Annotated in this window: 7 protein-coding genes; 3 read left to right on the top strand and 4 right to left on the bottom strand. The window is 39.5% G+C overall.

Annotation, left to right across the window (positions count from 1 at the left end; translation table 11 throughout):
• Position 1 precedes the first annotated feature (1 nt).
• Together WKF66_RS12710 and WKF66_RS12705 are read right to left on the bottom strand one after the other, a co-directional pair.
• Complete coding sequence (locus WKF66_RS12710) at positions 2-2,497, bottom strand: hypothetical protein (protein WP_489674834.1); 2,496 nt, start codon at positions 2,495-2,497, stop codon at positions 2-4.
• 1 nt (position 2,498) lies between these two features.
• Positions 2,499-4,241, bottom strand: coding sequence for a nuclease-related domain-containing protein (locus WKF66_RS12705; protein WP_489674833.1), 1,743 nt, complete (start codon positions 4,239-4,241; stop codon positions 2,499-2,501).
• A 956-nt stretch (positions 4,242-5,197) separates the two neighbouring features.
• On the opposite strand from WKF66_RS12705, the gene WKF66_RS12700 reads away from it, so the two are divergent.
• Positions 5,198-5,653 carry a very short patch repair endonuclease gene (locus tag WKF66_RS12700; RefSeq protein ID WP_489674832.1) on the top strand — a complete coding sequence of 152 codons (456 nt, stop codon included), beginning with the start codon at positions 5,198-5,200 and terminating at the stop codon, positions 5,651-5,653.
• Between the two features lie 20 nt (positions 5,654-5,673).
• A complete protein-coding gene (locus WKF66_RS12695) occupies positions 5,674-7,395 on the top strand; it encodes a DNA cytosine methyltransferase (RefSeq protein ID WP_489674831.1) in 1,722 nt (573 codons plus the stop codon).
• Between the two features lie 210 nt (positions 7,396-7,605).
• Here the strand turns inward: WKF66_RS12695 and WKF66_RS12690 are convergent, their stop codons facing one another.
• On the bottom strand, positions 7,606-8,097 hold the full coding sequence (locus WKF66_RS12690; protein ID WP_489674830.1) for an SDR family NAD(P)-dependent oxidoreductase: 492 nt from the start codon (positions 8,095-8,097) through the stop codon (positions 7,606-7,608).
• Between the two features lie 361 nt (positions 8,098-8,458).
• A complete protein-coding gene (locus WKF66_RS12685) occupies positions 8,459-9,703 on the bottom strand; it encodes a class I SAM-dependent methyltransferase (RefSeq protein ID WP_489674829.1) in 1,245 nt (414 codons plus the stop codon).
• An 897-nt stretch (positions 9,704-10,600) separates the two neighbouring features.
• Between WKF66_RS12685 and WKF66_RS12680 the strand changes: the two genes are divergently transcribed.
• Positions 10,601-12,850, top strand: coding sequence for a CocE/NonD family hydrolase (locus WKF66_RS12680; RefSeq protein WP_489674828.1), 2,250 nt, complete (start codon positions 10,601-10,603; stop codon positions 12,848-12,850).
• Positions 12,851-12,858 lie beyond the last annotated feature (8 nt).

The raw sequence follows: 12,858 nt of genomic DNA, 5'->3' as shown, positions 1-12,858 counted from the left end.
CTTAATTATAGTCGATTTTTTTTACAAACTTTAAATTAAGTTGCGGCTTGAGGAGCGCAACAAGAGAGCAGAGCTCTTCTACCATCTTAGTCCCAGAAATCCCGATGGACTCAAGATCATGTGACTTGATATATCTTTCAATTCCATTATTGATAATAAGTGATGGCAAGCTGCCCTCGTTAAAACAGCCATCGTTAATAAGATCGGATAACAATAGGTTCATCTTTCTGCTGCTTCTCGATTTATTAAGCTTTTCCGCATTATATATCCGCGTCATTATCCTCATATAGCTTTTTGGAAGTTTAAGATAATCACATATTCCAAGAAAGATGCTTTTTCCTCTTGCTAATAAAGTATCGCTATCTGGATTAACCCAAACACTGAGAAAATGCCCCTTATCAACTATCTGCCTATTCTTCAACAAAAGTTCTTGTTTTATTTGGTCGTATACAGCATCAGCCCCTAGTTCGATCACCTTGTCTCTTAACAGCACCTTCCAAAGTTGTTTTGCCGTATAGTTTGCCTGTAAGTTATAAGTTGCTCTAATAATCTTAAGTTCAACTTCCTCTTGCTCATAATCGGCGATTCTTTCGTAAATATTAAAATCTGTATACAGGTCTGTCAGGCATTGCGCCTTAAGATAAGCACTTGAAAGATCATAAATGCCGAGGTCTTCTAATCGTCTGGCCATCAACACATCCGTTTCAAGCTCCGTTACGATGAAAAGCTCAGATGGATGAAAACTTTTTGCTTTCGACCCTTCTACTGTTATGGCCGCTGACTGTTGATTTTGAAAATAATTATATTTGCTTTCAAGATTAAAATTAGTCTCCTGTCCATTCGGCCTGCTGGCTAGAAGCTTGTTATTAAAAGAAGACCATGCAAATGAACGCGATCTAATGGGATGGTTGAGGATGTTATAAAGATGTTTATTATAATTAAATAAGGACCATAAATAGCGTCGTTCAAAAAAAATTGCAAGGAATGTTGATTGAATATCCTGATATGGCTGTTGAACGTATTCAACAAGATTATTTTTATAGGTGTTTGGTATTGGACCCAAATCAATATAATCGAGGATAAGCGTACACCCGGTACTTTCAACTTTATAATCATACCAGCTCGTGAACCTTTGCTTCGGGGAGAGGTGGAAAAAGAGACCGAGTTCATGCGTTAACAATTTATGTTTTAAGATAAGGTTGGAAAGTATGATCGTAGTTGTTCCTGAAACGAAGCTTACCAGGTTCGATGGCCAACCGGAACTAATAATCCAATTAAAAAAAAGCACCATATCATTTTTTAAAAATAAAAGGTTGTCTTCGCTTAATGATTTTAACACCTCTTTAGTACCATCGGTTACCAATGATGAACTTCGCACTAGCGAAAAAAGCTCATCTATAACTAGGTCTCGTATTTTCGTATTTATAACTATCGAATAAATGTCCATTAGTTTCGAACTACGTAGCTCTTCCAAGCCTTCATAGCGATCTATCGACATCAACGCATTATCCCAAAAATCGCACGTTTTAGATCCAAAAAAAGATACAGGTACTCCTCTGGTCGGAACACTTCCTGTTAGTTGTTCAATCTCGATCGGTAGAATCGTATAGGCGTTATATTTGGGATACTGGGCTATTGAATTGTAACGAGAATGTATTCGGTCGAAAACGGTTTTCAAGCGATTGAACTTCATTGACCGCTCGTTAACACTGATGATTAAAAGCCTCCTAAAGACTGTTTTGCTCCTCTGGTTAAGTTGATCAAGGTTCCTCAAAGAAAATTTACCGAACTCACTTTTGCTCGCCGAGTTGAACAACAGGACATTTTCTATCACCTTAAGGAATGAAACTTCTTTATATTTGATATTCATTATAGATTCCATGTTGCTTTCGTTCAACACTACATAAGTAGAACTGTGTTCATTTAAAAGTTTAGCATCGATTAGAAAAGGATAACCAGCGAATCTTAAAAATAAACGTTCCGCTTCTTTTTTACTGATGTTCACCAGCGTTCTAGGCTGCATTGAAACATTTGGCCAAACCCGCTGCAATTCTTCAAAAAACTTCCTGCTCTTTCTCAATTGTTTCCTTTCGGCGATGAGCGTTTGAATAGCTCTACTTTTTCCTTTAGAATCATTTTTAGCTGTGATATCTTTTTCAATCAATCGGTCAAGGCGCTCGATCCTTTCTTTAATTGGACTAGAGTCGGCAAGATTTGCATCAGCTAATAGACCCATGTGAAAGAACTTCAGGATCAAAAATTCAGAGATTAAATCGATCTGATTGTCCGTGACATATTCTAGATGCAGGTGGTTATATGTTACAACGTTACTTTCACTGCCCATCATTTCATTCACAATCCTATCGATATAAATAAGCAGCGACCTATTTGGCATTTTATGCTGATTGTCCAAATAATCGAACACCGCTTCAAAGCCCTCATTCGGCAATGAAACGAAATTTGGTAGTATGCCTGTTAGGTATTGATCTAAGTTCATTTCAATTAACAATCAAGATTTCAAGATTAAGCATAGCACGCGTGACACCGACATAAATTTCATACTTGTTCCAATCGCCTGGCTGAGTGATGACCAATACGACGTTCTCTTTCTCTAATCCTTTGTATTTTAAGATAGAGCTATATCTTAGCTTATTACCTTTATCACTTACATTATTTAGCGTCAGTTCTTCGATATCCTTGACGGTCATCCAAAAATGTGCATTTGGTCCATTATCATATGTGTCTTTTAAAAAGCTGGATTCGAATAGTACAATGCAACGGCTTCCATTCAAGGTGGTGTGCGTATTGCGCATGGGCTCCAAAAAGTGTTTGATGATGTACGTCTTGACGCTGTCCAGCCCTTTATGATGTGTGATATTAATGTGTTCGAGTTCCTTTTCTAATGCTAAATCAAATAGGCAAGCTGGTCTAGCGAAAATTTTAGTAGAAAGATGACGTATATTGGGACATTGTGCGCTCCTTTTTACCTCATTGAGTTTAAAGTGGGTAAAATATTCGCTAATAAGGTCCGAAATCTCGAGTACGTTTCTACCTTCAGAAACATAACTTTGGTCGATATCATACAGTAGCAGGACGTTTCCATTGTTCAATCCGTTATTGCTGTAACCACATAGTTTATTTATAAGTAAATCTATTCCCTTATCAAAGATATCCTGTCCTTCATCGATTACAATATAATCATATATCGGCAGCCTACCTGTTCGTTCGCCTTTTTCAAACGCCCTTATAACATGTTTGTAGAACTCTTCAGGCGTTGATCGCATCAGGACCTCTAAATTAATATCAGGATCGATGTCCATAAGCAAACGAATTAGCGTGTTCACTGAAAGATCAATATTGTTCGTCCTTTCCTTTAACGCCTGCCGATTATGTTGCATGAGCAATGTATTCCAACAAAGGTAAAGACCTCGTTTATTGTACTGACGGTCGATGAACGCTTTGGCTATGGTCGTCTTACCGCTTCCGGGCGGCCCCTCGATCATAATTCTTTTATTCTTGTAAAGTCCGTCTAATATCTCCAAATTATTAATCTGTAGCCATTCGAGGGTGCTAGTTGAATAAAAGCGATTATTATCATTTACCAAAGGACTAAGCACGTTCCGGATCGCATACATCTCTTTGACGTTTATTTCAGGATAGTTGCGGCCGTATCGCTGATGTTGTGATTTGTTATAGATGTAAACCTTATTTAAGAATTCAAGAATGGAATTATTGAATTGAGCCGCTTTTTTCCTAGTCCAGAGAATTTGATTCTCAAATATTTGTGTATCAAAGCTCCTGTCCTCATGAGGGAAAACTACCGCATAACAAAATAGACACCTTCCCAAATTGTTCAAGATTTTATCCTTTAAGGTGTATTTATAACCTTCAGCTTGTCGGAAAGGGTCTTGGTCCATCTTCTTTCCAAAATTCTTTCCATAATAGAAGGTGTTATCTGAAAAAGATATAGGTCCGCCTTTAACCTCTAGAACGATCACACCATACTTGGAAAGGATTAAAAAGTCTACCTGTGCGCTATTTTTACGGTATTGATTAAAGGTATCAGCATGAGTAGGTAATTTAAGATCATGCCACACATACCATTCGCCTGAAGTTTGCGAAAGTTCACGATGCAATAATCTATATACGTCGATCTCACCTTGCAAAGGACTTCCGTCAGCCTTTACAACATATCTTTCCAATAACTCAATAGGCTTTTCTGGATAAAACTTTACTGGCATTCGGTAACATTACTATCGAAGACGATCAATTGTATCGCAACAGCCATTAACGTTGGTTCGGTTGACATATTATTAGCTTCGGGGTTGAAGGTTCCTTTATTGGCGTCCTTCTCAAATATATAAAAATTGTAATAGCTATTCTGTTGAAATTTATTGATTACCAGATTAGAATTATAATGATTGCGTGCAATGTCTGAACTCTAGCATCTATCATTTCATCGACCAAATTAATATATCGAAGGCTCTGTGCAATGAGCTTGCAACGATGACCGTAAGGCAAGCTAGGTTTTTAAAAGGTATTTAAGAAGAAACATTAAACTTATATTATCCAATGACTCCGAACAAATAAACGATAGATATTTGCCTCTGTTATCAATGCCATGTCGGACATCTGTTAAAAATCGCTTTGTGAGTCGCCTGCGCAATCCAGGGTCCTTACTCTAACTTGTACTTAGTATCAAGTATAAAACAGTCCTTAATATAGACTTTGTTATATTATCTAAAAGATTGTTATTGCATTGGTTCCAGCCAGATGGGTACATCTCCCTAAGTTCAGATCTGACCCAGGCCATTTCTATTTGTTGAAACGAGTTTGTTCTTCGAAAATATTCCAGTGTTACTAAAAGTTAAAAAGTAGCTTTTATCAACCGCATCGAAATGTGTAGCGAAACTAGCAGATGCAGCGGCGAAAATCCTTACCCCATTTTTGCAAGTTGCATGTAAAGGATTAAGTTTTACTTCATCATGATTTGAGGTGACACCTTTTAAGTTAGCACATTATTCAGAAATAGAGATAGAGTTCAATCATTTTTGTGCATTCATTTCTGCTGATTTTGACCAATGTCTGGTAAGGAATTGAACTATCCAATTTAACATATGTAATGACTAAATCTAAAACAAACTGGGTTTGATAGCGTTAATCTTCGAGGATTATTTTAAATGATTTATTTATTCAAATGGCAAAAAGAGCAAGCATTGAATATATTCGTGATGGCAGAGCACCTGTACCGAAATCATCCATCACATCTAGAGTGATGAGTGCGAATAAGGGAAAGGCTACGAGACCAGAACTATTAGTGAGAAAGGCATTGTTAGCCGCTGGTGTGAAAGGTTACCGTTTAAACTGGAAGACAGTGCCCGGCCGCCCTGACATTGCTTTCCCAGGCAAAAAAAAAGCAATATTTATTAATGGCTTTTTTTGGCATAGCTGTATAAACTGTGCACTCACTCTTCCTAAGACCAACACTGAGTTTTGGAGGACGAAGTTCGATCGTAATAAATTGAGGGATAGAAAAAAGATAGAAGAACTGCAGGCATTACGATGGGAGGTACTGGTCATTTGGGAATGTGAAATAAAGGATAACCTTGACGGTGTGGTAGAGAGGGTGAAAAATAAATTTTTGAATTCCTAATATCCTATCTATCTTCCCACATGGGAAAACTGACCGTTATTGACTTCTTTTGTGGCGCTGGTGGGTTTTCAGAAGGCTTTAGGCAACAGGGATTTGAGATCGTTAACGGCTTCGATCATTGGAGGCCGGCGATCGAGACCTATGATCACAATTTTGGAAGAGGCAAAGGTATTCTACAGGATATCCTTGCTTACCAAGATTGCATTGAGCTAATTGAACTTCTACCAGACACTGACGTGATATTGGGTAGTCCACCATGTGTAAGCTTTTCAAGTTCCAACAATTCTGGTAAGGCTGATAAATCCCTTGGCGTTAAATTAACCGAGACCTTCTTGAAGATCGTCGTTGTAAAGAAGTTTAAGGAGAACTCTATCTTAAAGGCTTGGTTTATGGAGAACGTCACCAATTCTACGAATTATTTGGCAAGGGAATATAATTTCAAGGATCTTGGACTGCAAGATTGGGCTAAAAAAAACCGATTAAGTCCCAGTAAAATTGCTATAAAGATTGAAGGTAACAGCATCATTATCAATTCAGCCAACTATGGCTCTGCCCAAACAAGAAAACGAGTGATTTCCGGGGAAGTAATAAGTAAGGGAAAGCTTATAGTACCAGCAACGACACACGGTCATCCCGATACTTTGTATGATCATGTGTTACCTTTTAAAGAGCTGAAGCTCCTAAAAAATTCTCTACCATCGCCTATCGATCATACCGCAGATAGGGTAATTAGAGACCCAATGTATCCTGAACTAACGATTCAATCTGCTGAACTCACCGACCATTTCTATGATTCTGGACTTTACGAATGTCAGTGGAAAAGTTCAAAATATTTAAAGGTAAACCATCCGTATATGGGTACGATGTCTTTTCCAGAGAATGATAACAGACCGAGCCGGACGATAACCGCCACCAAGATTGGGACATCTCGGGAGTCCTTGATTTACCGTTCGGAATACAATAGGGTAGGCGACGGACAATACAGAACGCCGACAGTCCGTGAAGCTGCGACTATCATGGGGTTTCCCCTCACCCACCAATTTGCCGGTAGCGAAGGTACTAAATGGAGGCTAGTAGGTAATGCCGTTTGTCCTTCGGTGAGCAGAGCCTTCGCAAGTGTCGTCCTAGTTGACCAAGGCCTTCCACTGCTGAAGGAACTGATGTTAGACACCTCAGTCAGCAAGAGCGGACTTCACAACCTTAACACATTCCAAGAAAAGATTTTTAACGACCCGCCTAAGCGCAAAAAAGGTTCAAGGTTCAGGAGGCACCCATTTAAAGAAGGAAATTTGACGGTAACCTTGTCAAATTATGATATTGTCAAGAATGAAAAAGCAATTAGCGACTGGGTCACTTCTGTACAGTATGGTAATGGTGAAGGATTTCCATCCTTCAATTATCCTAATAAGTTTTATAGGAAACTAGAAGTCTCTCTAAAAAACGTCGAACATGGAGAAGATTTTATACACTTTATTAATAACGGATTCTCACAAAGAATTGCTCCTAAAACATTAATGCAAAGTATGTATGAGCAGCAAAAATCTCATCCAGGCTATTTAGAACCCACTGCTCTAGTCGAGCATATTGGCGAGATCATAGACCAGTACCAATTTCAAGAGGCGTATTTTGAACAAAGCACCGATCGATTCTTTAACAAGGACGTTGTTCCTAAGAAGCAGCTGTTCGCGTTATATGCCTTAAATAAGGTTGCTACTTTATTGAACGGTAAACAAAAGAAATAATAAGGACTTCTTGTGTTTACGTGATGTGTTCTGTGCAATATCGAGCTTTGGTTTGTTGTGCAACATCACCATATCATCCCTCCTTATATAAAGTTTTTGTTCGTAAGCCCCCCATATTTGCCGCCAGCTTCCTTCAGATTCTCAGTCGCCCACGAGACCTTTTCTCTTGGCTAATCTTTCGTATTTCAGGGTAGGTTCGCGACTCGCATCTTATAGATCATTGGCATGCCGGGCGCAGCAATAAAAAAAAGCGCCGATAAATAACCGGCGCCTTTGAAGAATAGTTGAGTTGATCACTAGAAATTTATCCGATCTTTGTTTTTTAAGGTGTGGTAAAAATTGCTGCACCATTCGTATGGGCCCAGATAAGTTGATATCGACTTCCCGGGTAATATTTAGCAGGTCAATAGAAGTGTCATGCAAATCTATTTTACGCATCTCTCCTGCATTGTTGATCAGGATATTGAGTTCCGGATATTGCGTGGTAAGCGTTTCGAAGAGCGCTGTGATGGCGGAAACATCGCTAACATCACTTCTAAATGTATGCACCTTCGGAAACAGTTTCTTTGCCTTGTCTAATTTTTCCTGATCTCTTCCGGTGATTATTACGGTGTTACCCATTTCTAAGAATCGTTTCGTAAATTCTAAACCAAATCCGCTGGTGCCGCCCGTGATTAAAATGGTGTTGTTTGTTAGTTCCATAATTGTGTTAATTAAATACCGATATTATTTGTTAAACCTATTGGTTGCGTCCACCAGATTCAGGAAGGCAATTAAAGGATACCCCGCTTCATTTGGACGTTGTAACCGACCCTTAAATCAGGAGTCAATTTTTAATAGGACAAATATGGAGAGTTGCTAAAAAGCCTACTTAGCCTAAACGTCTTTTGTTGTAGCCGAAAGTAAGTTCTAAGCGTTACTTTGCTGCGCATGGGATTGGACCCAAATGGCTAATCTAAGGCCTCAGAGCCTAAGGCATTCTTTTGAAAACGATAATTATTATTGGGAAGCGCTTACCGCTTATGGGATGAAGAAGGTTCTTGTGGATGAAGGTTTCGTAATTTTATACACATGCAGAACCGCAATAAGCCAGTCCCAACAATTTATCTTGTTTCATTCTTTTTTCCTGGACGAGTACTTTATAACTACTGCCCATATCTATTAATAGCGTATTGCTGATAGAGGCAGCTTTTATAGCGGCCTGCATCACATCCTTTTCAGCAGAAAGCATTTTAAGGAGCTCCTCCCTAAAGCCAAGGGCCATTAAAAATTGGCCTTGGGTGGTAAAGCCGCATTCATTCATTCCATTTTTTGTTCCCCAATGGCTTAGGGCCGAAAAATTTACATGGCAGGTGATATCCTGTTCGCCGATATGTTGATAGATCAGCTCATTTACCTGGTGCCGATGGTAGCATACCATTGTGCCCTGGCTTCTGCTGGGCTTGTAGATTTCCCGGCTAATATAGCCATAATCAATAGTGAGCAGATATCCCCTTTCCATCGCAGCTGCAATTTCAGTGAGCCAATCCAGTGCCTGGAGATTGATTTCAGTATGGTATCCATTGGGAAGTTCAACGCCAAGTTCTGCCAAATATTCTTTTAGTACGAGGCCTGCAGGCCTTAGCTCCTCAAAAAACCCGTCCTCGAAACCTACAAAAACCTCCATCAGCTCATCTTGCATTACCACCCGGTGCACAGCGAAATTGTCTAATAGTTCATTTGAAAGTACACAGCCTTGAAAGCCTGTTATTTCCTGTATAGAATCGATCCATTCTACTTTTTCCTGCAGAAGTTCCATTTCCTTCTGCCTCATCGCAGCACTCTTTTCAATGATACAATAACGCAGCTTGGCGTACATTTCTTCATTCTTGCTAAGATGGTACAATATGGATTTGCATAATGCCCCTGTTCCCGCACCATATTCTACTATGGTGAATTGTGGCTTTCCCATAATAGACCACATTTCTTCCAGCTGCTTTGCAATTATAATCCCGAAAACTGGGGAAACAGTACAGCTGGTATAAAAATCGCCATCGTTGCCAACTATCGGTTTTAAAGTAGTATAATAACCAAATTGGCGATCATAGAGGCAGATTTCCATAAAATCTCTATTAGAAATAGCGCCATTTTCAGAGACCCGCTTTATGATCTGCTCGGAACAGTTTGTAATGCCAGGTTTTTCCTCACGTTGCTGTGGATCAAAACCCTGACCGGAAGTTTTAATCTCAGTGGTAGAGCCTACATAATTATGCACCATTTGTTCCATAGTTCCCTTGATCAAACTATCACTATTATGAATTTGCAACAACAAACATGGATTAAGGTTTTTGTAGAGAATAAACGCCTGCAGCCTCCTGAAGGTATATTCAATTTTGAATAACCCCAGTTTATAATGAAGTAGCTGGCATCTTCAATAGGTTTGGACGAATATGACAAAAGCCACTCGAATGATGGCTTTTGTCTGTTAATAACCTTCGCAGGCTTTAAATATTGATTCCTTTTTTCTTCAGCAAATCTTTCGGTAAAGACAAGAACAATTGCTTGGTAAGCGTTTCGAAGAGCGCTGTGATGGCTTAAACATCGCTAACATCACTTTTAAAGGTGTACACCTTCGGAGACAGTCTCTTTGCCTTGTCTTTTTTCCTGATCTCTTCCCGTGATGATTACGGTGTTGCCTATTTCTAAGAATCGTTTAGTAAACTCTAAACCAATCCGCTGGTTCCGCCCGTAATGAAGATCGTGTTGTTTGTTAGTTCTATAATTGTGTTAATTAAATACCGATGTTATTTATTAAACCTATTGGTTGCGTCCACCAGATTCAGGAAGTCAATAAAAGGATACCCAGCTTCATTTGGATGTTGTAACAACCCTTAAATCAGGAGTCAATTTTTAATAAGACAAATATGGGGAGTTGCTAGAGCGCATACTTAGCATAAACGTCTTTTCTTGTAGCCAAAAGGTAGAAACTTTAGATACGTTGAAACAGCTGCTTTAACCGTGTATCAAGTTAATTAATATGTCTCCAAAAAATATTATATTCACCTTTAAATCACTGCGTTGTGTTAGTAACATTATTTTTATGATCAATTCAAAGTTCACCTCTGGCCAAAAAAATGTTGCAAGAATTGTTTACTTAAATTTTGTAACTTTTATTATTGATTGCAGGTTTCGAAATACACCCATTTGTAGAAAGAAAATTCTTTTGATGTTTTGGTTTTATCTTCTTTCTAGTAGCACCAGTGCACAACAGCTTTTTTTCCCGGCAACAAATTACGCTGACAGCGCTGTATTAAGTAATCAAATGCCAGGGTTGGCCCGCCAGGTCATCGGCAGATACCAGGAGTCTAATAAATTAGTTTATTTTGACAATTTATTCCGCTTCCAACTTGTTGCTGGTGAATTTACACAAGCAGAAACCTCACTACGCTCATTAATAAAACTTGTTGGAGCAGAGGAAGGAGATACGGTGTCAACGCAGGCGATAGGTTTCGCGTTCCAGACCTATTTAGCTAATAAGATTAAAAATAATGATCGCAACGGAAATGCGGCCTCCTACACCAAAACGTTTGAAAGGTTGTACAACGCATTGAACATTCATGCCCAGGATTTTGTCCCTGGTTATTTTACCAACGATAACTCAGCTGTTAGAAGTCAGCTGCAAAGCCTTATCAATACAGCAGGTAAAACAGACAGTATTTCATTAACAAACGCCATCGCGCTTTGCCGTACTTATTGTGCTATTAAAGTATACGGTGAGACACAGTCTACAGCGCAACAGTTATTGGCCAAGATAGAGAATGATAAATATTTTTATGAGGATAGTGTACTCGTAAAGATGCCGGATGGCGGAACAATTTCTTTGGCGGTTTATCGGGATAAAAAAATCACCGTCCCACAGCCGGTTGTACTTTTATACAATATCTATGCAGGCGACGAAGCAAGCGACTGTAAGCTGGCTGTTAAAAACGGCTATATAGGTATTGTTGCCAATCCGCGGGGAAAGCGACTGAGCCCCGATGCCTTTGAGCCTTTCGAACATGATGGTAAAGATGCTTATGCGATCATTGACTGGATCATTAAGCAACCCTGGAGCAACGGAAAGGTTGGCATGTACGGCGGAAGTTATCTGGGGTTTGCCCAATGGGCCGCTACCAAAAATCTGCATCCAGCCTTAAAAACCATAGTGCCCCAAGCGGCGGCTGCCCCTGGTGTAGATTTTCCGGTGATGAACGGCATCATCCCAACTTACTTGCTGCGTTACCTGCATTTTGTGATGGATAACAAATTGGCCGATTATGCAGGTTTTGCTAATGTTAAAAAGTGGGAGACCCTTGCAGGCACTTGGTATCAAAAAGGCACGAGTTTTCGGTCGTTGGATACATTGGAAGGCCGCCCCAACTCTGTATTTCAAAGGTATCTCAACCATCCTGCCTATGATTCCTTCTGGCAAAACATGATTCCCCAGAGAGAGGAATTCTCTAAAATTAATATACCGATCTTAACCACTACGGGGTATTATGATGATGATCAGCTTGGCGCAATGTATTACTACAAACAATACCATGAGTGGAATAAAAACCCCAATGATTACTTGCTTATTGGCCCATTCGATCATGGCGGTTCACAATATAAGGCTTCTAAAGTATTAGGTGGGTATGCAATTGACCCGGTTGCGCAAATCTCCATCATTGAAATCGTATTTAAGTGGTTCGATCATGTGCTAAAGGGAGGCGACCTTCCATCCATCTTAAAAGATCGGGTAAACTTTGAGGTGATGGGCGCTAACGAATGGCGTCACGTGCCTTCTTTAGCTCAAATGCACAATGATTCACTTATCTTATACCTTGGCAATACAGTACATGAAAAAATTTATCCGCTAAAGTCTTCAAAACCAACAAAGAAGGGTTTTATTAGTCAGCAGGTAGACTTTAGGGAAAGGACCGATATCCGTTTCAGGGGTGAGAATATAATTGCCTTCACTAAACTAACTGATAGTACGCTGAAACCTGAAAAAGAGAAACTGGTTTTTATAAGCGACCCTGTGGATGGGACGTTTGCCATCAGTGGCGCTTTGAAAGCCAATATCAACCTAATGATTAACAAGATGGATGTCGACCTGGTACTTGACCTTTATGAACAAACCCCTGACGGGCAATATTTCGCACTCAATGAGTCCTTACAACGAGCGAGTTATGCTAATGACAGAACTAAAAGACAGTTGCTGCGGCCAGGGAAGGTAACTACCGTTAAGCTTATACATAATTTCATTACAAGCAGAAAGCTGCAAAAAGGCAGCCGCATTGTTCTTACCGTCGGCATGAATAAAAGCCCCAACTGGCAAGTAAACTACGGTACGGGAAAGGATGTAAGTAAGGAAACCATTGCAGACGGAAAAATACCTTTAGACATAAAGTGGTTCAATAGTAGTTATGTCACCATCCCTATTCTCAGATGATTAATATC

It is taken from the genome of Pedobacter sp., assembly GCF_037719805.1.
Lineage (GTDB): Bacteria > Bacteroidota > Bacteroidia > Sphingobacteriales > Sphingobacteriaceae > Pedobacter.
Note: the sequence above shows the minus strand (reverse complement) of the source record. Positions and strands in the feature narration are given on the sequence as shown.